Source organism: Kitasatospora sp. NPDC017646, assembly GCF_044329365.1.
In the GTDB taxonomy this organism is placed as follows: Bacteria; Actinomycetota; Actinomycetes; order Streptomycetales; family Streptomycetaceae; genus Kitasatospora.
In genome coordinates, this window is record NZ_JBIRJC010000025.1 from 44,686 (window position 1) to 68,401 (window position 23,716).

The following is a 23,716-nucleotide window of genomic DNA, read 5'->3' on the forward strand; positions in this document are numbered from 1 at the left end:
CGGTCCGCCGGCCACCGTGGTGTTCTGCTGCCTCGAGGTCGTCGTCTACCCCGCGCTGGACAGCATCTGGGCGAAGTCCCAGGGGGTCGAGGACTTCCTCCTGGTGCTCGCCGGCTGCCTCCTCGCCCTGCCGCTGAGCGTGTTCCGGGCGCAGGCCGCCGCCTACGTGCGCCGTCTGCAGGGCGCAGCACCACCCGGCAGGTGGTGCTGCGCCCGGTGCCGCCCGGGTGGGGCGGGGTCGACTCGGCGGCCCGCTACCTGGCGGCGGACTGGAGGAGCTGGTGGGCGTGCCCGGCGCCACCACGCCCGAGCGCCTGGTGGAGACCGTCGCCGCCGCCGTCGTCCGGCACACCGGCGGGCGCCGGACGGACGACACCGCCCTGCTGGCCGTCCGGCGCAGTGCGGTACGGCCTCCGGCTGAGCCGTAGCCGTTCGGCGGGTACGGCCTGTCCGGGGGCAGCCGTCAGGCGGAGAGGGAGGCGAGGGCCGTGGACAGCCGCCGGGCCGCCTCGTCGGCGACCTCGGCCAGGCCGCCGCCGGATCCCGCCAGGGTGACCAGCGTCTGCGGGTCGACGGCCTCGACCACGGTGGCCCCGTCGTCCCTGCGGACCACCACGTTGCAGGGCAGCAGCAGGCCGATCCGGCGGTCGGCCTGGAGTGCGCGGTGGGCGAGGGCCGGGTTGCAGGCGCCGAGGATCAGGTAGTCCTCCAGCTCCTCGCCGAGCTTCTCGTGCAGGGTCGCCCGCACGTCGATGGTGGTCAGCACGCCGAAGCCCTGCTCCTTCAGCGCGGCGGTGACGTCGGCCACCACCTGCTGGAACGGCCGGTCGAGCCGGACGCCGAGTCCGTAGTCCACGATTTCCTCCTCGGGATCCCGCTCAGTATCGGGGGCGCCGGTGACCGGCGCCCTCCGGACGCCGCCGGTCAGGCCGGCAGCTGCGGCACGGGCAGGGTGGGACGCGGGATCCGGCTGACCACCGAGCCGATCAGGGTGCCGATCGACACCCCGAACACCGCCGACACGGCGGCCAACACCGACTGGGCCCCGTTGCCGACCTCGATCTGTGCGGTGTTGAGCAGTCCGAAGGAGCCCGGGACCACGATCCAGAACGCAGGGAGGTAGAGCACCTGCCAGAGCGGACCGCCCGGGAACCAGTGCACGACGGTGGCCGCGACCGCGGCGCTGACGGCGCCGGCCAGGCCGCCGATCGCCGCGCCGTGGACCTGTCCGACCACGACCTGCACGGTGACGCTGACCGCGATCACCGCGACGATCCACGGGATGGCCGGGGGCGGGGTGTTGACGTTGACCACGACGCCGGCGACGGCGATCGCGAGTCCGATCCCGATCACCCACCAACTCGGCTTGGCCACCTGGACGTTGGCCAGCGCGCTGGCCGGCATGCCGATCGCGGTGGTGGCCGCGGCCACCCCGGCCAGGAACAGCGCGAGCTGCACCGAGCCGGAGACCAGCCGGGCCGTCCCGGCGCTGGCTGAGCCCGCGGCGACCTCCGACAGCCCGGTGACCAGCAGTCCGCCGGGCAGCAGGATCGCCAGGGTGGCCACGATGGTGCGCAGCGGCCCGTCCAGCAGACCGGCCCGGGTGAGCGACAGCACGAGCAGTGCCACCAGGAACCCGGCGGTGACGGGCAACAGCGGGCGCAGTCGCGGCAGTCGGCGCGCCAGCGTGGTCAGTCCCGCCACGATGAGCGAGCCGGCCCCGGCGGCCAGCACGTTCGCCGTCCCGGGCTGGAGGAACAGGCAGACGCCCACGCCGACCGGCAGCGCTCCCAGGTCGGCTACCCACGCGGGCCAGCGGGCCGGTGCCCGGCGGATGGCGTCCAGTTCGGCCAGGGCCCGGGGCCCGTCCAGCGCGCCGGCGCGCAGCCGGTGCACCAGGTGGAGGACGTCGGCGGTCTGCTCGAACCGCAGCGCCGCGTCGACCGGCCGGAACGTGGTGGCGTCCGCCGGGTCGAGGGTGACGAACAGCCCGTTGGTGAGTGCGGCGACCCGTACGTCGGGAGCCCCCAACGCCCGTCCCAGCCCGCGGAGCTCCTCCTCGACGTCATGGACGGGGAGGCCACCGCCCAGCAGGGCTTCGCCCAGTTCGAGCAGCAGGCGGCGGAGCGGGTCCGGTGGGGCTTCGTCACCCCGGACCGATGGAGACTTGCTAGACATGGCAGGTATCGTCCCATCCCGCCCGGATCGGTCCGTCTCTGCCCCGGTCTGATTGTTTGCCCGGTCCGGATCGACCCGACCCGGGCAGAGCGGTGCGGGGCGCCGGTCAGTTCACCGAGACTGCCGGAGCGCCGGACCGGCTGGTGTCGGTGAGCGGGCCGTAGCCGGCCGAGAAGTAGCCGTCGGCGGGGCAGAGGCCGGAGCCGCCGCTCCTGGCGAAGTGCTCGTTGGTGAAGGTCAGACCGTTGGCGCCGTTGTCGGCGGAGCCGGTGAAGGCGCCGCTGAGCTGGTAGGTGCAGGTGATGGTGCCGAACCAGCTGTCGAGGACGGCGGTGGCCTGGATCGGGCCGGCGCTGCCGCCGGTGAGGGTGACCGGCAGGCCGGTGCCGTCGTCGACCGAGACGCCGTAGGGCAGCGTGTCGACGGTGAGGCTCTCCACCGAGGTGACGCCCGTGACGTTGGCGGTGCAGGAGTCGAAGGTGAGCCCGGTCAGGGATTCGGTCGCGACGCCGGGAGCGGCCGGGTTGGTCAGCACGGTGGCGGAGAGCTGGGAGGTGGCGCAGGTGACGCCGGTGGTGCTGGTTGCGGTCGAGTAGAAGGTGGCGCTGGTGCCCGCGGCGAGCGGTGCGGCGAGGGCGTCGCCCGCCGCGACGGCGGCGCCGCCGGCGGTCAACACGGACCCGACGGCATCGGTCGGGAGTGCGGAGGCGGGGGCCGCCGCGGCCAGGGCGAGGGCCGCGAGGGCGGCCGGAACGGTCCAGCGGGGGAGTGCGCGCATGGGAAAGCCTCTTCCTCGATGAGGGGGCGAGAAGACGACCTTTCGCTGCTCCCGGGAGGTTGGGGGACCGGGGGCGCTGACTACGTTCTAGGGCTGTGTCAGTCCGCCGTCAAGGCGCCGCGGGCAAGTTGCTGACTTTTCGTCAACAACAGTTCGGCGCAGGGGGCGGCGTTCCCGATCACCGGGTCGGTGGCGCGCACCGGCGCCTGACAGCGGCTCGAGGGCGAGCTGACGGCGTCCTGACAGTGGCGGGCGGAAGACTCCGTGACACCCGATCAGATGACTTCTGGGATTCCGCAGAGCCACGCGACCGCGGTGCTCCCTGCGATCCATCCGACCCCTGCGACCGACGAGAGAGTGCCCGTGCCCCGACCCCGCCTCACCACCACCCTCCGCGCCGCTGCCGCGGCTGCCGGCCTGCTGCTGGCCGGCCTCACCCCGGCCGCGGCCTCGGCCGCCGCGTCCGCCCCGCCGGTGCCGAAGTTGACCTGGACGAAGCCCTGCACCCCCGGCTTCCAGTGCGACACGGCCCGGGTGCCGCTGGACTACCGTGACCCGCACGGCCGTTCCGTCGAGCTGGCGCTCATCCGCCGCCCCGCCGACGACCGGGCGCACCGGATCGGCGACTGGGCCGCCAGTGCGCCGAGAACGACCGGACCGGCCTGCTCGCCCACCTGTCCACCGCTGACGTCGCCCGCGACCTGGACCTGCTGCGCCAGGCGGTCGGCGACCGCGGGCTGAGCTACCTCGCCACGTCGTACGGGGCGTACCTCGGCGCCACCTACGCCAACCTCTTCCCGGGCAGGGTGCGCGCCATGGTCCTGGACAGCGCCGCCGACCCGGTCGCCTGGTCCACCGGCCGCACCCCGCAGGACGGCGCGCTGCCGCCCTTCCTGCGCACCGGCAACGACCTCGGTTCGGCCCGCGCCCTCGACACCTTCCTCGACCGCTGCGGTGCCGCCGCCCCGGCGAATTGCGCCTTCTCGGCGGGCAGTCCGGAGGCGACCCGGGCCAAGTTCACCGAACTGATGAACCGTCTGGACCGCGGGCCGATCACCGTCGGCACCGGGCCGCAGCCCGTCACCCACGACCGGGCGACCGCCGTCTCCGCCGTCGCGCGACTGCTGTACGCGGCCCAGCCGCTGCCGCAGTTCGGCACCACCGGCTGGGCCGGACTGGGCCGGCAACTGCAGAGCCTGTGGACCGCCCCCGACACCCCGGCGGCTCCGCTGCCGACCGGCGCGGCGCCCGGCCAGACGCAGGTCCTCGGCGTGCTGTGCGCCGACACCGCCAACCCGCCCGCGGGCGCGGACTACCCGGCGCTCGCCGACCTCGCGCGGTCACGCTCCGGTGACCTCGGCCCGTACTGGGTCTGGCAGACCCAGCGCTGCGCCGGCTGGCCCGCCGAGGCCGCACGGGACCGCTACGACGGGCCGTGGGACCGGCGCACCGCCGCGCCCGTCCTCGTCGTCGCCAACACCGGCGACCCGGTCTGGCCCTACGAGGGCTCCCGCGCCCTGGCGGACACACTCGCCCGCGGGCGGCTGCTGACCGTCGACGGCGAGGGACACACCGTGCTCGGCAACCCGAGCGGCTGCGCGGGCGGCTACGAGGAGCGGTACCTGGTGGACGGCGAACTGCCGCCGCGCGGCCGGGTCTGCGAACCGGACCAGCGGCCGTTCCAGTAGCGGTCGGTGACCAGGGCGGCACCCGATCCGGGGGCGGGACCCCGTCGCCGGTCGGGGCCGCCCTGATCAGGGCTCCCGTCCGCCGCGGTCGTCGGACCGCTCGGAGGGCTCGTCGGAGGGCTCGTTGGTCGGCTCGTCGGACTGGTCACGGCCGCGCGGGTGGTGCCGCCGCAGGTACCAGACCAGGAGGGCGACGGCGATGATCACGCCGATCACGATGGCGGTGACCCGGCCGACGGTGCCCTCCACCCTGGTGTAGGCGGCTCCGGCGAAGTAGCCCAGAAGGGTGAAGCCGACGCCCCAGGCGAGCCCGCCGAGGGCGTTGAAGAACAGGAACCGGCAGTACGACATGCGGGACATCCCGGCCAGCGAGGGAACCAGCGGGCGGACGAAGGCGATGAAACGGCCGACGAAGACGGCGGCCGGCCCGCGCCGGCGGATCAGGTCCTGCACCGAGTCGACCTGCTTCGCATGGCGCCGCAACGGGCGGGTGCGCAGGATCGGCGGGCCGAGGTGACGGCCGATCTCGTAGCCGGCGGAGTCCCCGAGAACGGCCGCGCAGACCACGACCAGGACCATCCAGCCGAGGGAGACACTGCCCTGGTGGGCGAGGAAGCCGCCGAGGACGGCGGCGCTCTCGCCGGGGACGAAGAAGCTGAAGAACAGGGCGTCCTCGGCGAGGACCATGCCGCCGACGACCGCGTACACGACCGGGCCGGACAGGTCGCGCAGCCAGTCGGTGATCGAGTGCATCGGCCACACCTCGTCGGTGATCGGGCCCCTTCCCGCCCCAATGTAACGCTTGCCGCCGTGCCAGCCCCGATGAGCGGGGAGGGAGAGGACGGTCCGTGGCCCGGCTTCCTTAGCGGAACGTTAGATCTGCGCGGCGGTCCTTGCCGCAGCGCGGCGGTCGGCGGCACGCTCTGGGCACCCACCCACCGCACCAGTTCCCGGGAGCCGCCATGTGCCCGTCCGCCGCCGTCCGTCCGCAGCCGCCCGGCGAGGAGCGCGCCCGGCGGCGGCTCGCCCTGATCGGCGGGTCACTGGGCAACCTGGTGGAGTGGTACGACTGGTTCGTCTACGCCAGCTTCGCCGTCTACTTCGCCGACGACTTCTTCCCCGGCAGCAACTCCACCGCGAAGCTGATGAACACCGCCGGCATCTTCGCGGTCGGCTTCCTGATGCGCCCGGTCGGCGGCTGGCTGCTCGGCCGGGCCGCCGACCGGCACGGCCGCAAGAGCGCCCTCACCCTGACCGTCACCATGATGTCCGCGGCCGCCGTGCTGATCGCCGCCGCCCCGACCTACGCCCGGGCAGGCTACCTCGGCGCCGTCGTGCTGCTGCTCGCCCGGCTGCTCCAGGGGATGAGCATCGGCGGCGAGTACGCGGCCAGCGCCACCTACCTGACCGAGGCCTCCGCGCCGAACCGGCGCGGCCTCGGCTCCTCCTTCCAGTACGTGTCGATGACCTGCGGCCAGCTCCTCGGCCTCGGCATCCTCATCGTCATGCAGCACACCCTGAGCAACGCCCAACTGCACTCCTGGGGCTGGCGGGTGCCGTTCCTGCTCGGTGCAGTGTTCGCCGGAGTGGTGCTGTGGCTGCGCCGACGGCTGCCGGAGACCGAGGCGTTCACCGCCGAGGCCGGCGGCCGGGAGCAGGACGGCGCCCGGGGCACCCTGCGCAGCCTGTGGGAGCACCGGCGCCAGGCCGTCCTGGTGATGGCCCTCACCCTCGGCGGCACCGTCGCCTACTACACGTACACCACCTACCTGACCAAGTACCTGATCGGGAGCGCCGGGCTCGCCAAGAACACCGCCACCCTGGTCAGCTTCACCGCGCTCGCCGTGTTCGCCGCGATCCAGCCCCTGGCCGGCCTGCTCTCCGACCGGATCGGCCGCCGACCGCTGCTGATCACCTTCGCGCTCGGCTGCACCGTCGGCACCTACCCGCTGATGACCGCGCTCGGCTCGGCCTCCGGCTACTGGTCCGCGCTGGGAATCTCGCTGGTCGCGCTGGTCATCGTCACCGGCTACACCTCGATCAACGCGGCAGTGAAGGCCGAACTCTTCCCCACCCGCATCCGCGCCCTCGGCGTCGCCCTCCCGTACGCCCTCGCCAACGCACTGTTCGGCGGCACCGCCGAGTACGTCGCGCTCTGGTTCAAGAACAGCGGGCACGAGTCCGGCTTCTTCTGGTACGTCTCCGGCTGCGCGCTGGTCTCCCTGGTCGCCTACGTGCTGATGCCGGACACCCGGCACGCCGTGCTCAGCCCGGAGGAGGCCCCGGCGGGGCCGGCCGCGGCCGAGGCCGTACGGTAGTCACCTCACAGGTGGGGAGGACGTCGAAGGAGGGTCCGTGCACATGCTCCTCGTCGAGGACGACGACCGCATGGCCCAGGCCCTCGCCACCGCGCTCGCCCGGCGCGGCCACACAGTGCGCCGGGTGGTCCGCGCCGCGGAGGCGCTGCGGCACGCCCGCGAGGCCGAGTTCGTGCTGCTCGACCTCGGACTGCCCGACCTGGACGGCCTCGACCTGCTGCGCAAGCTCCGTAGCGTGTGCAGCCTGCCGCTGATCGTGGTGACCGCGCGCAGCGAGGAGCGGGACGTCCTCCAGGGGCTGCGGGCCGGCGCCGACGACTACGTGGTCAAGCCGTTCCGGATGGCCGAACTCATCGCCCGGATCGACACCGTGCGCCGCCGCACCGGCTCCGCCCCCGAACCCGGCGGCGGGCAGCGGCGGGTGCGCACCGGCGACGTGACGATCGACCCGGCCGCTCGCACGGTGACCGTCGACGGCACGCCCGTGCGGCTCACCCGCCGCGAGTTCGACGTCCTCGCCCTGCTCGCCGCCCAGCCCGGTGACGTCCGCTCCCGCGAGGAGATCCTCGACCGGATCTGGGGCGACGCCTTCCTCGCCTCCTCGCGCTCGCTGGACGTGCACGTGGCCGGCATCCGCGCCAAGACCGGCCGGGCCGGCCTGATCCGCACCATCCGCGGCTACGGCTACCAGCTCGGCGCCCTGGACGGTCAGTGAGGCGCCGCCTGCTGGCCGTGCTCACCGCGCTCATCGGCACGGCCGTGCTGCTGCTCGCCCTCCCGCTGGCCGACTCCTACGCCCGCGGCCGCACCGAACACCTGCTGCTGCAGCGCCGGGCCGACGGCGTCCGCTTCGCCGAACTCGCCGACCGGATCCGCACCGACGCCGACCGCCGCGAACTCGACGCCGAGCTCACCCGCTACGCGCAGCTCTACGGCGCGGCCGTGACCGTCGTCGACACCGCCGGCCACACCGTGGGCCGGGCCGGGCCCGCCCCGAGCGGCACGGCCGCGCGGAAGGCCCAGGACCGCGCCCTCACCGGCCGCTCCACCGAGGAACTGCCCACCGTCCGCCCCTGGGGGCCGGACACCGTGGTGCTGGCCGAACCGGTCGGCCAGGACGAACGGGTCGGCGGAGCCGTCCTGTTGACCGTCCCCACCGGCGCCGCGCGCCACGACGTACTGGTCCGCTGGGCGCTGATCGCCGTCGGCGCCGTCACCGCCTTCGGCGCCGCCGCACTGGTCGCGGCCGGGATCGCCCGTTGGCTGCTGCGGCCCGTCCACGAACTCGACCGCGCGGTGGCCACGGTGGCGGGCGGACGCTTCGAGCCGCGCGACGCGCCCGACGCCGGCCCGCCCGAACTACGGAGACTGCGAAGGCACTTCGACGGCATGGCACAGGCCGTCGCCGAATCGCTGCGCCGCCAGCGGGACTTCGTCGCCGACGCCTCCCACCAGCTGCGCAACCCGCTGGCCACCCTGGTGCTGCAACTGGAGAACGCCGAGCCGCATCTCGGGCCGGGCCCCGGGCGGCAGGCGCACGCGCTGGCCCTGGACGAGGCGGACCGGCTGGGCGAACTGCTCGACGGCCTCCTGGCGTTGGCCCGGCTGGAGGCGGCCACCGCCCCGATCGAGGAGCAGGACGTCTCCACGGCCGTGACCGAGCGGGTGGCCGCCTGGGCGCCGGTGTTCGAGGCGGGCGGACTGGCGCTGACGGCGGACGTCGCGCCCGGACTGCGGGCCCTCGGGCTGCCGGACGCGACCGGCCGGATCCTGGACGCACTGCTGGACAACGCGAGCAAGTTCGTCCCGGCGGGGGAGCGCGTCCGGGTGGTGGCCGCCGCCCCGCCCGAGGGCGGAGCCGTGGTCCGGGTCACCGACACGGGCCCGGGCGTCCCGGTCGGCCAACTGCCGCTGCTGGTCAGGAGGTTCGCCCGCGCGCTGGAGCACCAGAACATCCCCGGCACCGGCCTGGGCCTGGCCATCGCCGACGAACTGGCGCGAGCCGGCGGCGGATCGCTCGCCGTCACGGGCGCGCTGCCGCACGGACTGACCGTGGAGTTCCGGCTGCCGTAGTCAGGGCCCTACTCGTGGGCGCTGATCTCGCCGCCGGCGCCGAGCACGATGTACACGCCGTTGGCGTCGAGCCCGTCGTCGTGCTGGTCGGACTCCATGGTGCCCATCACCGCGTCTTCGTTGCCGATGATGTCGGCGCGGTAGTGGAGTTCGCCGACCTTGGTGACCTTGGCCGTCCAGCCGCCCGCGAGCTTGAAGGTGCCCGGTCCCTGGTGGGAGCCGCCCATCCAGGCGTGGACCGTGCCGTCCATCGCGAGCACGACGAACATGTCGTTGGCGTCGAGCCCGGCGTCGTGGCCGTTCGCCTCGACCGTGCCGAGGACCTGGCCGTCGTGGACGAGCTTGGCGACGTAGTGCTGGTCGCCGAGCTGCTGGATCTCGACCTTGCTGCCGTCCGGCAGGGTTTGGCTCTTGGTCTCCTTGCCGGTGCTCGCCGGCGGGGTGCTGCGGCGCGCGGCGGTCGGGGCGGCCGAGGCGGTGGTGCCGTGGGTGCCCGGGGTGGCGGGCGGCGCGGCGGCAGCGGGTGCGGTGGCGCCGGCCGTGGTGGAGGCGCCGGTGGTGGCAGTCGGGGTGCCGGCGGTGGTGGCGGTCGGCGCGGCGGAGGCGTTCGTGCCGGACGAGCTGCTGCAGGCCGTGGTGGCGGACACCAGCAGGGCGGCGGTCAGGACGGTGCCGGCCAGCGTGCGGACGGCGGGGGCGCGGCGGGTCGTCGAGAAGGGCATGCGGGTCTCCTGCACGAAGTACGGGTGAGGGCACGTCCGTTGCCCGGCCGGCCCGGACGGGGGCCGGTGGGCGACGGCGTGGCGTGCACGATCGAAGTTAGTCCGGGCAGTCGACGGAATGACGCATTCCGTGTCACCGGATCGTCACGCTCCCCACCGGGCCCGGTCACCCGTACACCGAGCGGTAGTAGGCCGCGGCCCCCGGATGGAGCGGGACGGCCCCGGTGGAGACGGCGAACCGGGGCTCCAACCGGGCGCCCGCCGTCACGGAGCGCAGCAGGGTGGCCCACCGGTCGAAGAGGATGCCGAGCAGCTGCCGGACGGCGTCCCCGGGCACGCCCGGCCGGGCGGTCAGGTAGTTGCCGACGCCGAGGGTGGCGACCGGACTGCCCAGGCCGTACGCGCCGGCGGGCAGGGTGACCGCCGTGTAGACCGGGCCGTAGCGCTCGCGCAGCTGCGCGGCGACCGCGTCCAGCGGTACGAACCGCAGCGGCAGCTCCCGGGTGAGCGCGGACACGGCGGGCGTCGGCACGCCGCCGGACCAGAACACCGCGTCCAGAGCGCCGCCGCGCAGCGCTGCCAGCGACTCGGTCAGTCCGAGCGACTGCTGCCGCACGCCGATCGCCGCCTGTCGCAGCAGCCGCCCGGCGGTCACCTGGAGCCCGGAGCCCACCGCGCCGGTCGCCACCCGGCGCCCCGCCAGGTCGGCGAGTTCGCGCACCGGGCCGTCGGCGGGCGCCAGCAGGTGCAGGTAGTTGACGTACACCCGGGCCAGCGCCGTCAGGCCGAGCGGGTGGTCGAATGTGTCGTGGCCCAGCACCGCGTCCTCCGCGACGTCCGCCGTGGTGAGGGCGAGGTCCACCGAGCCGTCGGCGAGCTGTTGGAGGTTGTCCACGCTCGCCGCGCTGCTCACCGGAGTGAGGGTGAGGCGCCCGCTCGCGTTCACGGCCTCGGTGAAGGAGCGCCCGAAGGCGTTGTACGGTCCGCCCTCCGGCCCGGTGGCCAGCCGCAGCGAGCCCACCGGACCGCCCCCGGCCGAGCAACCCGCGCTGACCGCCGCCATCAGTGCCGCCCCCAGCAGGGAACGGCGGCGCGGGCTGCTGGCGGTCATGCCCGGAAGGGTAGCCCGCCCGCCGCGGCTGCGGACCGTCTCTCTAGGGATCGGGGTCAGGCGTTGTCGGGCGTGAGGATCGACTATTTCCAGCCAGAGACGCCTCATCGGTCCTCGATAACCATCTCGATCCCCGATGCGGAGGCGGCCATGCGGGCGCGTTCAAGGCGGTCAGCAGTCCGCCGGGAGCGCCGTACGATGAGATCACGAACAGCTGCCTCTCTCACTGCCGGGCGATGGCTGCGGCTGGTGGCCTGCCGACTGACGGGATCCGAGAGTTCGGCGCCCTGTACGGGCTCTCGGTGAGAGATCTCATGGGACGATAAAGGGACTGGCTCAATGCCGCGTTGGAGCTATGACGAGTCCCCGGCGCCTACCAAAGCGATCGCGCTGGGTGACATGCCGGCAAGCGGTCACGTCGACAGCGAGGTGGAGTACCAACTCGGACGGCTACTGGTCAGCTCGAACACGTCGTACCTCAACCGGGCCGGCTCGTTTCCCGAGGAGGACGACGAGGAGTTCGTCGAGGACCGGGCTGATGCTACTGACGGCTGGGACGCGGTCGAGAAAGCCTGCCGTCAACTGCTGGCCGATCTCTACGCCAAGTATCCGCTCCCTCGAACCACGGAGGGCGATGGTGAGCGCGGAGGCGGCGAGCCGGTTGGGGTGAGCGCGTCAGCGGGCTGATCCGAGCCCGCACATGAGGCCGAGGAGGCCCCGCCGCACGGTTGCGGAGGGGCCTCCTCCTTCTCGGAATCCTCGCGAACGCGGACACCGCCGGGTCCTCGGGGACGAGGGCCCGGCGGTGTCGTCGTGGCGGTGCTGCGGCGTCAGGCGCGGCGGCCGCGCTTGCGGCGGGCGAGGAAGACCGCGCCGCCGCCGAGCGCCAGCAGGGCGACGGCCGCGGCCGCGATGGGGCCGGTGTTGGAGTTGGCGCCGGTCTCGGCCAGCGGCGGGCCGGAGACGGTGCTGGTGGCCCCGGCGACGGCGGTGCTGCCGGTGCCGTCGGTGGAGGTGGCCGAGGTGGCCGGGGTGGTGGAGGAGCCGCCGGTGGGCTGGCCGGTGGGCTGGCCGCTCGGGGTGTCGCCGCCGACCGGCTGGCCGGTGGCCGGGTCGAGGATCAGGGTGGCCGGCTGCGGGTTCTTGAAGTCGAACATGCCCTCGATGGAACCGGCGTGCTCGTCGAAGGAGTAGTCGCCGATCCGGCCGGTCTTCCAGTTGTCCTCGACGAAGCGCAGGATCGAGGTCTGGTCGGTCTGGGTGTGGTCGACGAAGTTGGCCTTGGCGTACGGCGAGGCGACCAGCAGCGGCAGGCGCGGGCCGAAGCCGCAGCGGTCGGCGTAGCCGCCCCAGCCGGCGTCCTTGCCGCACTGGCCCGGGCCGCCAAGGCTGTCGTTGGCCGCGTCGCGGGAGCCGTTGACGGGCTCGGCGAACTTGTGGTCGTACCAGCCGTCCGAGTCGTCGTAGGCGATGACGACGGCGGTGGACGCCCAGTCCTTGGACTTCTGGAGCTTGTTCAGGGTGTCGACGACGAAGTGCTGCTCGTCCAGCGGGTCGGAGTAACCGGCGTGGCCGTCCTGGTAGTTGGCGGCCTTGAGGTAGCTGACGGCCGGCAGGTTGCCGTGCTGGAGGGCGGCGTCGAAGTCGGTCAGGTCGTACTGGTGGTTGGCCTGGCCGTCGTGGCCGATCTCGTCCACGGTCTTCGGCGCGAGGTGCTGCGGGTTCGCGGTGGACTTGTAGTACTGGAACGGCTCGTGGTGCGGGTTGTAGTCGGTCTGCGAGGCACCGACGACGTTCTTGTGGGTGGCCTCGCAGGCGGCCTTGCCGTCCTTGGTGCCGGTCGGCTTGAAGCCGCCCTGGAACCAGCCCCAGCTGACGCCCTTCTCGTTGAGCAGGTCGCCGACGTTCTTGCCGGTCATGACCAGGTGGTTGTGCTTGGGGTCGGAGCAGTCGTCGTAGCCCGGGTCGGGGTCGTTGATGACGGTGCCGATCCCCTTGGCGTCCGGGGAGGCGATCACGTAGGCGTCGGTGGTCTGCTGACCGGTCTTCGGGTCGACCGGGTAGCCGCCGTGCAGCTGGCCGGAGACCAGGTTGATCGCGCCCGGGGTGGAGGGGCCGTAGTTGGTCCCGAAGGAGTTGTCGCTCATCGCGAAGCGCTGGGCGTAGTTCCAGTAGCCGGTGACGGTGTTGCCGTCGTAGTAGTCCATCACCAGGCCGGGCGCGGTGTACATCGGGGCCTTGCAGCTCTCGATGTCGGTGTGCTCGACGAACTTGTCCATCTTGCCGCCGTCGAAGGCGAGCTGCTCGTCCTTGTAGGTGTGGTCCTGGTCGCAGGTGACCGCCTGCGCCGGGCCCAGCCGCTGCGGGTTGTTGCGGTTGGGGTTCTTGTGCAGCAGGTCGTCGCTGAGGCCGTCCACCTTCGGGGTGTCGGGCTTGGCGGTGAACTTCACCTTGTCGTCGGCGGTGTTGGCCGCGTTCGGGTAGGTGCCGAAGTAGTGGTCGAAGGAGACGTTCTCCTGGAATATCACCACCAGGTGCTTGATCGGGGTGGCGGTCTGCGGACCGTCGGCCGCGAAGGCCGCGGGAGCACCGCCGAAGGCGGCCAGCGAGGCCGCGCCGATCAGGCCGGCACCGTAGCGGAGCCACCTGTTGCGGCTGGGGACTTCGTGCATGGTCGGTTCCTCGGACGTCATCGTCATGTGTGTCAGAAGTTGGGGCCGTGACGCGCGTAGCTCTCGCGGCGCGGCGGCTCGACGCTAGAGCGTAGCGGTGAACACGGTTGACGGGTCCATGTGAACAGGCGGTAAACCGACGAAGGACGGAACTCTGCGTCAGGGCTTCTGCCAGGCAGACAAGTCCGGTGAATGTCTCTCGAATCCGACGATTACGGGACGGGTTTCGGCGCTTTCAGGCCAGGAATGTCGCTTCCGTCCCGGCCGGGACCCCGTGAGCCCCTGCGCGAAACCGTGGTCGAAGTCACGGAGGACCACTGGGGCTGCCTCGAGGAACAGCGGGGGCGGGCGGGCCGTCCGGCGCCCGCCCGCCCCCGGTGCCCGGTCAGGACGGTGCGGCCTCCGCCTGGATGCCCCGGAGGGCGGCCACCAGGGCGTCGACGTCCTGCACGGTGTTGTACAGGGCCAGCGAGGCCCGGGCCGCGGCCTGCAACCCGTAGGCGGCGAGGGCGGGTTGGGCGCAGTGGTGGCCGGCCCGGACGGCGATGCCCTGCTGGTCGAGCGCCCCGGCCAGGGCGATCGGGTCCGTCCCGGCGAGCAGGAAGGTGAGCACCCCGATCTTGCCCGGCGCCTCGCCGATCAGCCGGAGCCCGGGCACGGTCCGCAGCTCGGCGGTGGCGTACTCGGTGAGCTGCTCCTCGTGCGCGGTGGCGGCCCGGCGGTCCAGTCCGGACAGGTACCGCAGGGCCGCCCGCAGCCCGGCCACCCCGCCGATGTGGCCGGTACCCGCCTCCAGGCGGTGCGGGACGGGGGCGTAGCTGGTCCGGTCGAAGCTCACCGAGTCGATCATGTTGCCGCCACCCTGCCACGGCGGCATGGCCTCCAGTAGCTCCCGCTTGCCGTACAGCGCGCCGATCCCGGTCGGCCCGAAGACCTTGTGTCCGGAGAAGGCGTAGAAGTCGGCGTCCAGGGCGGTGACGTCCACCGGGAAGTGGGCGACCGCCTGGGCGCCGTCGACCAGCACCTTGGCACCGTAGCGGTGGGCGAGCGCGGTCATCTCCGCCACCGGCGGGACGGTGCCCAGCACGTTGGACGCGTGGGTGAGCGCCACCAGCTTGGTCCGGAAGCCGAGCAGGTCCCGGTAGGCGTCCTGGTCCAACTGCCCGTCCGGGAGCAGCGGGACGGGGACGACCCGGGCCCGGCGCTCCTTGGCGATCAGCTGCCAGGGAACCAGGTTCGAGTGGTGTTCGGCGGTGGAGACCAGGATCTCGTCGCCGACGCCGAGGTTGGCCCGCCCCCAGGTCTGGGCCACCAGGTTGACGGCCTCGGTGGTGCCCCGGACGAAGACGATCTCGTCCGGGTCCGGGGCGCCGAGCACCTTGGCGGCCTCGGCGCGGCCCTCCTCGTAGATCCGGGTGGCCTGCTTGGCGAGGGCGTGCGCGCCGCGGTGGACGTTGGAGGTGCCCGACGCGTAGTGCTCGCCGACGGCCTCGACCACCTGGCGGGGCTTGAGGGTGGTGGCGCCGTTGTCCAGCCAGACCAGCGGGCGGCCGTTGACCTCGCGGTGCAGCTGGGGGAAGTCCCGGCGGACGGACTCGACGTCGAAGCCGCCGGTGGGTGCGGTGGGCGCGGCCCTGCGGTCGGCCTGGGCCGGCAGCCAGTAGTGGCCGCCGCCGGCGGCGTGGGCCAGGGCCTCGGGGAGCGGGTTCGGGGGAGTGGCGGCGCCGTTGCCCGGCATGGTGGTCGCCGTCGAGAGGCCGCCCGGCGCCCCGCTGAGGCCGGTGCCGCGCCCGGTTCCGTCAGGAGTAGTCATGGTAGTTCGACACCTCGACGTTCTGGAGCACCGCGATGGCGTCGTCCACGAGGGCGGCGGTCGAGAAGTAGCCGGTCACCAGGTAGGAGGTGATGGCCTGCCGGTCGACACCCATCGCGCGCACCGCCAGGCCGGGCTCCACCTCGTCCGGGACCTTGGACGGCCGCAGGCCCACCACGCCCTGGCGCTCCTCGCCGACGCGCATCAGCAGGATGTTGGTGGTGCCGGGCGCCGAGTTGGCCGAGCCGTTGAGGTCCAGCTTGTCGGACGGCAGCAGCGGCACGCCGCGCCAGGTGATGAACGGGCTGCCGAACAGCTCGACGACCTGCGGCGGTACCCCGCGCCGGGTGCACTCGCGGCCGAACGCGGCGATCGCCCGCGGGTGGGCCAGGAAGAAGGCGGGCTGCTTCCAGACCCGGGTGAGCAGTTCGTCCAGGTCGTCCGGGGTGGGCGCGCCGCCGCGGGTGCGCACCCGCTGGGTCGGCACGACGTTGTTGAGCAGGCCGTACTCGGCGTGGTTGAGCATCTCCCACTCCTGGCGCTCGCGCAGCGCCTCGACGGTCAACCGGAGCTGGGCGTCGACCTGGTCGATGTCGGAGTTGTAGATGTCCGCGACGCGGGTGTGCACCTTGAGGACGGTCTGGGCGATGCTCAGCTCGTACTCGCGGGGGGCCTCGTCGTAGTCGACGAAGGTCTCCGGCAGGTACGGCTCGCCGGAGTGGCCCGAGCGGAGGTCGATCGGGTGCTCCGGGTCGGTCGGGGCCTGGCCGGCCGTGAACTCCTCCAGCTGGGCGCGCAACGAGGGCTCCCGGTCGGCGAGTTCGTCCAGCATCCGGCGGTCCAGTGAGAGCACGGTACAGGTGCTGACGGCCTTCACCCGGTACGTCGTCGAGGTGCCGGCGGCCCAGGCGGCGGCGTCGAAGAAGTCGCCGTCGCCGAGGACGGCCAGCAGGGCGTCGTCGCCGTAGGCGCCGGTGGCGCGCTTCTCGGCGCGGCCGAACGCGATGACGTGCAGCTGGTCGGCCGGGGTGCCGACGTCGACGATCAGCTCGCCCGGCGCGACCTCGCGCTCGGTGAACCCGGCCGCGAGCGCTGTGAGCACCGGGCTGTCGACCTGGCTGAGGAAGGCCAGTTCGCGCAGGTCCTCGGCGATGACCCGGTTGGCGCCGCCGCCGTCGACGTACGTGCTGATCAGGCCGTCGCCGAGGATGAAGCCCCGGCGGCGGTTGACCCGGTAGACGCCCGCCTCCAGGTCCACCCAGGGCAGGGCCCGCAGCAGGTACCGGGGGGTGATCCCGAGCATCTGCGGGACGGTCTTGGTGGTGGTGGCGAGGTTGCGGGCGGCGGAGGTGCTGAGGCTCTGCTGGCCCCGCTGGCTCTGCGGAACGGTCTCGGTGGTCACGACTGGTCACCTCTCCGGCGTGGGATCAATCGATGTGTCGTCAGATCGACGCGGAGAATGCTGCCGTTGTTTCGCGCTCGGTGTGACCAGGTTTCAAGTCACTGGACAGCGGACAGGGCCTGCGCGAATCCGGGGCACGCGGATGCCAAACTCACTCGAACGGGTGGCTTTGGCATAAGCGGCTGCGATGCCTCGCAAAGCCGAACTTGGGAGCACGGGGGGAGAGTTGAGGCGCATCCGGGCCGCCCCCGCGCGCCCGCCGTGCGCGAGCGGCGGGCGCACGGGGGCGGCGGACGGAGCGGGGGCGGCGCACCCCGGCGGGCGTGCGGGCCCTTCCCGTCACCGCTGCGCGGTGACGGGAAGGGCCCGCAGTCGGCCGACCGGGGAGACGACCAGCCCGGCCACCACGGCGGCGGAGCCGACCGCGGCCACGGTCAGGGCGCCCCGGGCGCCGAGCTGACCGGTGAGCAGCCCGGCGGCGAGGCCGCCCAGGGATCCGCCGCCGAACAGCAGGGTCCGGAAGGCCGCCGTCATCCGCCCCATCATCGACTGCGGTGTCACGGCCTGGCGGAGGCTGACGATGATCACCCCGGCCACGCCGAGGCCCAGGTAGGTGGTGAAGAAGGACAGTACGAACATCCCGATCATCACCGGCCGCGGCCCCGCGGCGGCCGGGATCAGGCCCGGGCCGAGCAGCAGCGCCGACTGGGCGACCAGGTAGACCCGGCCGAGCGGGAACCGGGCGATCACCCGCCGCGCGACTAGCGCGCCGACCAGTCCGCCGACGGAGGCCGTCGAGAAGACCGCGCCGATGGTCGTCCCGCCGAGGTGGAGGTCGTGGTCGCCGTAGAGCAGGAACATCGTCCACACGGTGATCATCGAGAAGTTGCAGCAGAAGCCGATCAGCGCGAGCGAGCGCAGCACCCGGTCCCGCATCACCCACCCCATGCCGTCCTTGAGTTCGCGCCACAGGTGCCGCTCGGCGGCCGGTTCGGGGGTGGGCTCGGTGGTGCGGATCAGCAGCAGCGAGACCAGGGACACCGCGTAGGAGCAGGCGTCGACGAGCACGGCCACCGGCGCGCCCACCGCGGACACCAGGACGCCCGCCAGTCCGGGCCCGGCGACGTCGGCGGTGGAGGCGCTGGTGCTCATCCTGGCGCTGGCCTCGATGTAGCGGTCCGGGCTCTTCACCAGCACCGGGACGTACGACATCCAGCTGACGTCGAACACCACCGAGGCGGTGCCGACCGTGCAGGCGATCACCATCAGCACCGGCAGGTCGAGCGCGTGCCACCAGTGGAGCAGCGGCACCAGGGCCAACAGCAGCAGCCGGACAAGGTTGGCGCCGAGCATGACCGGGCGCCGCCGGTGCCGGTCCGCCCACACGCCGATGACCAGGGCGAGCCCGAGGTAGGGGACGAGCTGGAGGAAGCGCAGCAGGCCGACCTGCTCGTCGGTCGCGCCGAAGGCGCCGATGGCGGTGAGCGGCAGGGCGAGGTTGGTGACCTGGGTGCCGAGCAGCGAGACCGTCTCGCCGACCCAGAACCTGAGGAAGTCGCGGTCGTGCCACAGGCTCCGCTGCGCGGGCTCGGTGGCCGGAGGGGCAGTCACCCCGGTCGTCGGGGTCGTCGGAGCCGTCGGGGTCGGCGGGGGTGTCCGGGTCATCGGGCGCTCCTCGCCAGCTCGGCGACGGTGTCCGCCACCGTGTCGACCTCCTCCTCGGTGTTGTAGTAGTGCGGCGACAGCCGCAGGCACCACTCCACCTCCTTGTCGGCGAAGTCGAACTGCGCGAACTCCCGGTGGCTGAGCGCCGAGTTGATGCCGCGCGCGTCCATCGCCGCCTTGAACGGCGCGGCCTGCCAGCCCTCGATGGTGAAGGTGACCAGGGCAGCCGGCGCGGGCCCGCGGTCGAGCGTGCGGACGCCGGGGACGGCGGCCAGCCGCTCGCGCAGCCGCGCGGCCAGCGCGGGGGTGCGCCGGGCCACCGGCGCAGGGCCGACCCGCAGGGCGTAGCGGACGGCGGCGGCGCAGCCCAGGACGGTGGCGTACGGGAACTCCCACTCCTCGAACCGGGCCGCGGTGTCGACCGGCCGGTAGTAGCCGGGGGCGACCCAGCGCGCGCCGTGCATGTCGATGTGGAGCGGCTCGTACCCGGCCTCCAGCACCCGGTCGGAGACGTAGAGGAACCCTGAACCGCGCGGGCCGCGGAGGAACTTGCGGCAGGTCGCGGTGAGCAGGTCGCAGCCGATCGCCTCGACGTCGATCGGGTACTGGCCGACCGACTGGCAGGCGTCGACCAGGTACAGCAGGTCGAGTTCCCGGCAGTGCCGGCCGATCTCGGCGACCGGCTGGACCAGCCCGGAGTTGGTGGGCACGTGGGTCACGGCCACCAGGCGCGGCCGGTGGGCGCGCATCAGCACGGCCATGGCGTCGACGTCTACACCGCTGCCGTCGGGGTGGTCGGGCGCGTGCACGATCCGGACGCCGTGGCGGCGGCGCAGGGCGAGGAATGCGATCTGGTTGGACACGAAGTCGTTGCGGGTGGTGAGGATGACGTCCCCGGGCCGGAAGTCGATCGCGGACAGGGCCTTGGTGTAGGCGTGGGTCGCGCTCGCGGCGAAGGCGAGGTTGCCGGGGCGGGCGCCGAGGAGTTCGGCGAGCGCGGCGTAGAAGTCGGCGACCTCGGCGGCGCGGGCGGCGGCGGCCTCGTAGCCGCCGGTGCCGGCCTCCAGACGCAGGTGGTCGAGGACCGTCTCCAGGACCGGACGGGCCATCAGTCCGGCTCCGGCGTTGTTGAAGTGGATCACCGCCTCGCAGCCGGGGGTGTCGGCCCGGAGGGCGTCGAGGTCCAGGAGCGGTTCCGGGACCGGGGCGGGAGCGGGGCTCGGGAGCGGTTCCGTACCAGAGGCGAAAGCGCTATTCTTGTTCTTCATGTCTGACGGTAGCAGTATCGAGACCCTGGTGGCGATCCTCCGGACCGAGATCGCCCGCCTGTCCCCGGGCGACCGGCTGCCCAGCAGCCGGGACCTGATCACCCGTCACGGAGTCGGGCCGGTCACCGTCTCCCGGGCGATCGCGCTGCTCGCCGCCGAGGGCGCGGTGGTCACCCGCCCGGGCAGCGGCACCTACGTCGCCGCCCGCCGCCCACGGAACGGCAGCGGCGAAGCGGACACCTCCTGGCAGTCGGTGGCCCTGGCCGGCCGGCCGCTTGCCCCCGAGCCGCCCGAGGAGCAGCCCGGCGCGGTGCCCGCCGACACCGTCCCGCTGTCCGGCGGCTACCTGCACGAGAGCCTCCAGCCCACCCGGTTGCTCGGCGGCGCCCTGGCCCGGGCCGCTCGCCGCCCGGACGCCTGGCACCGCGCCCCGGCGGCCGGTCTGACCACCCTGCGGACGATCTTCGCCCGTCAGGCGGGCGGCGACGTCGGCCCCGACGACGTGCTGGTCACCGGGGGAGGGCAGGGGGCGCTGTCGCTGCTGTTCCGCGCCGTCGCGGCGCCCGGCAGCCCCGTCCTGGTCGAGTCACCCACCTACGCCGGCGCGCTCGCCGCCGCGCGCGCCGCCGGACTGCACCCGGTGCCCGTGCCGATGGACGACGAGGGGCTGCGCCCCGACCTGCTCGCCGAGGCCTTCGCCATGACCGGCGCGCGCCTGCTCTACTGCCAGCCCACCTTCCACAACCCGACCGGGACGGTCCTGTCCGGCGAACGGCGCCGCCAGGTCGTCGACGTGGCCCGCGCCGCCGGGGCGTTCCTGATCGAGGACGACTTCGCCCGCCACCTCGGCCACGGCCGGCCGGTCCCCCGCCCGCTGGTCGCCGACGACCGGGACGGCACCGTCGTCCACCTCACCTCGCTGACCAAGCCCGCCTCACCCAGTCTGCGGATCGGCGCGCTCATCGCCAGGGGCCCGGTGATGCGGCGGCTGCTCGGGATGCGGCGGGTCGACGACTTCTTCATCGCCCGCCCGCTCCAGGAGGCTGCGGTCGAACTGCTCAGCACCCCGGCCTGGGACCGGCACCTCCGCGCCCTGTCCGCCGCCCTGCAGCAGCGCTGCGCCGTCCTGGCCGACGCCCTGGCGCGCGAGGTGCCGGACTGGACGCCGCACCGGGTGCCGGAGGGCGGCCTTCACCTGTGGGTCAGGCTGCCGGCCGGCCGCACCGAGGAGGCCGTCGCGGAGGCGGCCCGGGCCCACCGGGTGGCCGTCAACCCCGGCCACCACCACTTCCCGGCCGAGCCGCCCGCGGCCTACCTGCGGCTCGGCTTCGCCGCGGCCGCCGAACCCGCCGAACTCGTCGAGGCGGCTGCCCGCCTGGGCGCGGTGGCCGCCGGGGCGTGACGGGTCGCGCCTCAGCCGTAGATCGCGATCCGCGGCTCGACCGTTCCCCGGGCGGGCGCGTGGAGCACGGTGATCCGGTAGTGCTCGGTAAGCGTGTGGCCGCTGTGCAGGACGATCTTCGCCGGGATCAGCCCGGTGTAGAGCGTGCCGGTCTGGCTGCCGAGCCACAGGGTGCGCCAGCGGCCGTCGCTCCCCTGCTGTTCGAGCCGGACGTCCGACGGGCTGAGGAACGGGCCCCTCCGGGGCGACTCGACCAGGATCTGCGGGGCGATCGTCTGGTCCGTCGGCATGTCGTTGCGGTAACGGAAGGTGATCACGTGCGGCGTCCGGTCGGTCGGCAGCGCGGTGTCGGGCAGGTCCAGGAAGCGGACCGGTGCCGGCTGCGCGGCCGGGGCCGGCGGGGCCGCCTGCGCGGGCGCCGTCAGTGCCGCGGCGGGCAGGGCGACGAGGGCGGCGACGGTCAGCACCAGAGCCCGACGGGGGCTCGTCCTGATCGGCATGGCGCCTCCTTCGGTCGAGGGGGCGACGGCTGGGAAGCCGCCGCCTGCCGGACGGTGTCCGCAGTGCTACGGACGGTCGTCGGCCGGGCGGTTCGTTCCCCTCCACCCTGCACGCGCCCGGCGGATGGCGCATCCGCCGGGCGCGTCGCCCCGGGCGACGGTCACACGGGGTTACCGAACCGGTGCGTCAGCCCAGCGGACGGCAGAGCAGCGCGTCGGGGACGCCGTACTCGAGCCAGCGCCAGGTGTCGGCCACGCCGGCGACGTACTCGTCATCGGCACACTGGCCCTTGTAGGTGCCGGGCGCCCAGTCGCTCGCGACGGAGCCACCGGCGGCGGGCCGGTTGTCGCCGTGGTCGAACCAGACGGTTCGGCCGGTGGTGGGCAGGGCGGTGGCGGCCGGCGCGCAGAGCAGCGCGGACATCGCGTTGCCGTGCACGCCGTAGCCCACGGCGAAGGTGTTGTCGGGGCACTGGAGCTTGTCGTAGCCGGACGCCCAGTCACCCCCGGTGACGTAGCGCTGGTCGGTCACGGTCACCCAGTCGCCGGAGCCGATGGCGGGCCCGCCGGCGTCGGTGCACAGGCCGCGGCTGCTGCTGCGGCCGAGGCCGGCCAGGCGCTGGCCGTCCGGGCAGTCGCCCTTGCGGTTGCCGGGGCTCCAGTCGGGCCGGGCCAGCATGCGGCTGGAGACGTCCTGGTCCCCGTGGTCGAGGTCGAGCATGTTCCAGCGGGCGACCGCTGCGACCTGACCGGTGTACGAGGGGGCGTTGACCAGCTTGTTCCAGTCGGCGGCGCGCCAGTCGCCCGGGTCGTTCAGGCCAAGCTGCCGGCCGGCGGTGTCGTAGGAGAGCAGCGCCCAGTTGTCGTTCGGGACACCGTTGTCCTGCCAGCCGACCAGCGGCCAGACGGCGAAGTCGGTGTCATGGGCGGCGAGGATGTCGGTGAAGCGGTCGAACCAGGCCTGCTCCTTGGCGTCGGTCGAGCCGCGGCCGGCGGCGCCGAACTCGCTGACCCAGACCGGGGCGGTGAAGTGCTGGCCGGACCGGGTGACGAACAGGGCCTCCTGGTCGACCACCTGGGCGAGCTGCTCGGGGGTGAAGTCCTCGTAGCGCGGGTCGCTGGTGGAGCCGGGGCCGCTGCCCGCGCCGGTGTTGGCCGGGCCGGTGTAGGCGTAGAAGTGGGCGGCGTAGACGAGCTTGTCGGACCGGATCAGGGTGTTGGACAGGGTGGCCACCGGGGTGAGCACCGGTCGGCCGTGGGAGAACCCGGCGGCGGGGATGCCGTACCAGTTGATGCCCTCCATGATGACCAGCAGGTCGGGGTCGGCCTGGAGGATCCGGTTCCCGGCCTCCTCGAAGGCCGCGTACTCGTCGTGGCTGTCGCCCAGGCCCCAGTTGGGGTCGTCCCAGGTGTCCCGGCGCACCTCGTTGCGCAGGTCCGCGCCGACCACCCGCTTGTCGGCCTTGTAGCGGTTCGCCATGAACACCCAGTCGTCCTCCCACTGCTGGGTGCTCTGGCCGCTGTTCCAGCGTTCGTTGCCGTCCAGGCCGCAGCAGAAGCGGTAGCTGGTGGTGTGGTTGTTGAGGATGACCGCGAACCCGTCGGCGGTCAGCGCGGCCACGACGGCGTCGTACACCTGGAGCGGGGTCTTGCCCCTGAGCTGCGGGTTGGCGGCGACGGCGGCGTCCGGGACGGTGGTGGTGTCGTGGATCAGCGCGTTGGCGAACGGCAGCCGGACGGCGTTCAGGCCCAGGCCGTGGAAGCCCGCCAGGATCTGACCGATCGGTGCCCGGTCCAGGCCGAGCGGGATGTTGTACGAGACCTGGCCGGCCTGGTTGTGGGCGGGGTCGGTGGTCGAGCCGCTTCCCTCCCAAGTGCCCTGGGCTCCCGCCCAGTTGCCCGCCTTGAGCTTGAACCGGTCGCCGTTCGCGTCGACCACGTACCGCCCCCGGGTGCTGAGCGGGCCGGTCCAGGAGGCGGCGAGCCGGGAGGCGGCCGTCGAGGGCGCGGCGTTCGGTGCGGCCGGTGCGGCCGGTGCGGTGCTGATGAGGGCGGCCAACAGGGCCGCCACCGCGAGCACGGCTCGGCGAGCCGGGCGGATGGGTATCACGGATCACTCCATTGCG

Annotated in this window: 21 protein-coding genes; 8 read left to right on the forward strand and 13 right to left on the reverse strand. The window is 73.4% G+C overall.

Going from position 1 to position 23,716, the window contains the following annotated elements:
- Positions 1-287 precede the first annotated feature (287 nt).
- Positions 288-428 carry a hypothetical protein gene (locus tag ACH4J0_RS30195; protein ID WP_396243804.1) on the forward strand — a complete coding sequence of 47 codons (141 nt, stop codon included), beginning with the start codon at positions 288-290 and terminating at the stop codon, positions 426-428.
- 35 nt (positions 429-463) lie between these two features.
- Here ACH4J0_RS30195 and ACH4J0_RS30200 read toward each other — a convergent pair whose 3' ends face one another.
- The 3 genes from ACH4J0_RS30200 to ACH4J0_RS30210 form a co-directional block, all read right to left on the reverse strand.
- A complete protein-coding gene (locus ACH4J0_RS30200; RefSeq protein ID WP_396243807.1) occupies positions 464-856 on the reverse strand; it encodes a DUF302 domain-containing protein in 393 nt (130 codons plus the stop codon).
- Positions 857-924: 68 nt separating this feature from the next.
- Positions 925-2,178: a threonine/serine exporter family protein gene (locus ACH4J0_RS30205; RefSeq protein ID WP_396243809.1), complete on the reverse strand. Its 1,254-nt coding sequence runs from the start codon at positions 2,176-2,178 to the stop codon at positions 925-927.
- Positions 2,179-2,284: 106 nt separating this feature from the next.
- Positions 2,285-2,956: a Tat pathway signal sequence domain protein gene (locus ACH4J0_RS30210; protein ID WP_396243811.1), complete on the reverse strand. Its 672-nt coding sequence runs from the start codon at positions 2,954-2,956 to the stop codon at positions 2,285-2,287.
- A gap of 363 nt (positions 2,957-3,319) precedes the next feature.
- Here ACH4J0_RS30210 and ACH4J0_RS30215 point away from each other — a divergent pair, with 363 nt between their 5' ends.
- Together ACH4J0_RS30215 and ACH4J0_RS30220 are read left to right on the forward strand one after the other, a co-directional pair.
- Positions 3,320-3,697 (forward strand): hypothetical protein, encoded by a 378-nt coding sequence (locus ACH4J0_RS30215; RefSeq protein WP_396243813.1) that lies wholly within the window; start codon positions 3,320-3,322, stop codon positions 3,695-3,697.
- Positions 3,658-4,644 carry an alpha/beta hydrolase gene (locus tag ACH4J0_RS30220; protein ID WP_396243870.1) on the forward strand — a complete coding sequence of 329 codons (987 nt, stop codon included), beginning with the start codon at positions 3,658-3,660 and terminating at the stop codon, positions 4,642-4,644. The genes ACH4J0_RS30215 and ACH4J0_RS30220 overlap by 40 nt, the downstream gene beginning before the upstream one ends.
- 66 nt (positions 4,645-4,710) lie before the next feature.
- Here the strand turns inward: ACH4J0_RS30220 and ACH4J0_RS30225 are convergent, their stop codons facing one another.
- A complete protein-coding gene (locus tag ACH4J0_RS30225) occupies positions 4,711-5,397 on the reverse strand; it encodes a DedA family protein (protein ID WP_396243814.1) in 687 nt (228 codons plus the stop codon).
- Between the two features lie 209 nt (positions 5,398-5,606).
- Here ACH4J0_RS30225 and ACH4J0_RS30230 point away from each other — a divergent pair, with 209 nt between their 5' ends.
- The 3 genes from ACH4J0_RS30230 to ACH4J0_RS30240 are packed head-to-tail and all read left to right on the forward strand — an operon-like array spanning position 5,607 to position 9,035.
- Positions 5,607-6,962 carry an MFS transporter gene (locus tag ACH4J0_RS30230; protein ID WP_396243816.1) on the forward strand — a complete coding sequence of 452 codons (1,356 nt, stop codon included), beginning with the start codon at positions 5,607-5,609 and terminating at the stop codon, positions 6,960-6,962.
- 37 nt (positions 6,963-6,999) lie between these two features.
- Positions 7,000-7,677 (forward strand): response regulator transcription factor, encoded by a 678-nt coding sequence (locus ACH4J0_RS30235; RefSeq protein ID WP_396243817.1) that lies wholly within the window; start codon positions 7,000-7,002, stop codon positions 7,675-7,677.
- Entirely contained in the window at positions 7,674-9,035 is a 1,362-nt protein-coding gene (locus ACH4J0_RS30240; RefSeq protein WP_396243819.1) for a sensor histidine kinase, read from the forward strand. Before ACH4J0_RS30235 ends, ACH4J0_RS30240 begins: the two co-directional genes overlap by 4 nt.
- Before the next feature lie 8 nt (positions 9,036-9,043).
- Here ACH4J0_RS30240 and ACH4J0_RS30245 read toward each other — a convergent pair whose 3' ends face one another.
- Complete coding sequence (locus ACH4J0_RS30245) at positions 9,044-9,757, reverse strand: hypothetical protein (RefSeq protein WP_396243820.1); 714 nt, start codon at positions 9,755-9,757, stop codon at positions 9,044-9,046.
- A gap of 166 nt (positions 9,758-9,923) precedes the next feature.
- A complete protein-coding gene (locus ACH4J0_RS30250) occupies positions 9,924-10,868 on the reverse strand; it encodes a TAXI family TRAP transporter solute-binding subunit (protein ID WP_396243821.1) in 945 nt (314 codons plus the stop codon).
- Positions 10,869-11,207: 339 nt separating this feature from the next.
- On the opposite strand from ACH4J0_RS30250, the gene ACH4J0_RS30255 reads away from it, so the two are divergent.
- Positions 11,208-11,555 (forward strand): hypothetical protein, encoded by a 348-nt coding sequence (locus tag ACH4J0_RS30255; RefSeq protein ID WP_396243822.1) that lies wholly within the window; start codon positions 11,208-11,210, stop codon positions 11,553-11,555.
- 143 nt (positions 11,556-11,698) lie between these two features.
- Here the strand turns inward: ACH4J0_RS30255 and ACH4J0_RS30260 are convergent, their stop codons facing one another.
- The 5 genes from ACH4J0_RS30260 to ACH4J0_RS30280 all read right to left on the reverse strand — a co-directional run bounded on the left by ACH4J0_RS30260 (position 11,699) and on the right by ACH4J0_RS30280 (position 19,688).
- The gene (locus ACH4J0_RS30260; RefSeq protein ID WP_396243824.1) at positions 11,699-13,540 is read right to left on the reverse strand and encodes a phospholipase C; all 1,842 of its coding nucleotides are present in this window, start codon (positions 13,538-13,540) and stop codon (positions 11,699-11,701) included.
- A gap of 385 nt (positions 13,541-13,925) precedes the next feature.
- Positions 13,926-15,353, reverse strand: coding sequence for a SufS family cysteine desulfurase (locus tag ACH4J0_RS30265; protein WP_396243825.1), 1,428 nt, complete (start codon positions 15,351-15,353; stop codon positions 13,926-13,928).
- Positions 15,340-16,755 (reverse strand): family 2B encapsulin nanocompartment shell protein, encoded by a 1,416-nt coding sequence (locus tag ACH4J0_RS30270; RefSeq protein WP_396243828.1) that lies wholly within the window; start codon positions 16,753-16,755, stop codon positions 15,340-15,342. The genes ACH4J0_RS30265 and ACH4J0_RS30270 overlap by 14 nt, the downstream gene beginning before the upstream one ends.
- Positions 16,756-17,094: 339 nt before the next feature.
- Positions 17,095-18,420: an MFS transporter gene (locus ACH4J0_RS30275; RefSeq protein ID WP_396243831.1), complete on the reverse strand. Its 1,326-nt coding sequence runs from the start codon at positions 18,418-18,420 to the stop codon at positions 17,095-17,097.
- Entirely contained in the window at positions 18,417-19,688 is a 1,272-nt protein-coding gene (locus ACH4J0_RS30280) for an aminotransferase class V-fold PLP-dependent enzyme (protein ID WP_396243833.1), read from the reverse strand. The genes ACH4J0_RS30275 and ACH4J0_RS30280 overlap by 4 nt, the downstream gene beginning before the upstream one ends.
- Between ACH4J0_RS30280 and ACH4J0_RS30285 the strand changes: the two genes are divergently transcribed.
- The gene (locus ACH4J0_RS30285) at positions 19,687-21,090 is read left to right on the forward strand and encodes a PLP-dependent aminotransferase family protein (protein ID WP_396243834.1); all 1,404 of its coding nucleotides are present in this window, start codon (positions 19,687-19,689) and stop codon (positions 21,088-21,090) included. The two genes, ACH4J0_RS30280 and ACH4J0_RS30285, sit on opposite strands and share 2 nt — an antisense overlap.
- 11 nt (positions 21,091-21,101) lie before the next feature.
- Here ACH4J0_RS30285 and ACH4J0_RS30290 read toward each other — a convergent pair whose 3' ends face one another.
- Positions 21,102-21,590, reverse strand: a complete 489-nt coding sequence (locus ACH4J0_RS30290; protein ID WP_396243836.1) for a signal peptide protein — start codon at positions 21,588-21,590, stop codon at positions 21,102-21,104.
- A gap of 187 nt (positions 21,591-21,777) precedes the next feature.
- Positions 21,778-23,697, reverse strand: coding sequence for a glycoside hydrolase family 5 protein (locus tag ACH4J0_RS30295; protein WP_396243871.1), 1,920 nt, complete (start codon positions 23,695-23,697; stop codon positions 21,778-21,780).
- Positions 23,698-23,716 lie beyond the last annotated feature (19 nt).

Bases quoted from the DNA above. Each gene is read 5' to 3' on its own strand.
- ACH4J0_RS30205 (WP_396243809.1), bottom strand. From the start codon at position 2,178: ATGTCTAGCAAGTCTCCATCGGTCCGGGGTGACGAAGCCCCACCGGAC.
- ACH4J0_RS30210 (WP_396243811.1), bottom strand. From the start codon at position 2,956: ATGCGCGCACTCCCCCGCTGGACCGTTCCGGCCGCCCTCGCGGCCCTC.
- ACH4J0_RS30225 (WP_396243814.1), bottom strand. From the start codon at position 5,397: ATGCACTCGATCACCGACTGGCTGCGCGACCTGTCCGGCCCGGTCGTG.
- ACH4J0_RS30230 (WP_396243816.1), top strand. From the start codon at position 5,607: ATGTGCCCGTCCGCCGCCGTCCGTCCGCAGCCGCCCGGCGAGGAGCGC.
- ACH4J0_RS30245 (WP_396243820.1), bottom strand. From the start codon at position 9,757: ATGCCCTTCTCGACGACCCGCCGCGCCCCCGCCGTCCGCACGCTGGCC.
- ACH4J0_RS30250 (WP_396243821.1), bottom strand. From the start codon at position 10,868: ATGACCGCCAGCAGCCCGCGCCGCCGTTCCCTGCTGGGGGCGGCACTG.
- ACH4J0_RS30255 (WP_396243822.1), top strand. From the start codon at position 11,208: ATGCCGCGTTGGAGCTATGACGAGTCCCCGGCGCCTACCAAAGCGATC.
- ACH4J0_RS30260 (WP_396243824.1), bottom strand. From the start codon at position 13,540: ATGCACGAAGTCCCCAGCCGCAACAGGTGGCTCCGCTACGGTGCCGGC.
- ACH4J0_RS30265 (WP_396243825.1), bottom strand. From the start codon at position 15,353: ATGACTACTCCTGACGGAACCGGGCGCGGCACCGGCCTCAGCGGGGCG.
- ACH4J0_RS30275 (WP_396243831.1), bottom strand. From the start codon at position 18,420: ATGACCCGGACACCCCCGCCGACCCCGACGGCTCCGACGACCCCGACG.
- ACH4J0_RS30285 (WP_396243834.1), top strand. From the start codon at position 19,687: ATGTCTGACGGTAGCAGTATCGAGACCCTGGTGGCGATCCTCCGGACC.
- ACH4J0_RS30280 (WP_396243833.1), bottom strand. From the start codon at position 19,688: ATGAAGAACAAGAATAGCGCTTTCGCCTCTGGTACGGAACCGCTCCCG.
- ACH4J0_RS30290 (WP_396243836.1), bottom strand. From the start codon at position 21,590: ATGCCGATCAGGACGAGCCCCCGTCGGGCTCTGGTGCTGACCGTCGCC.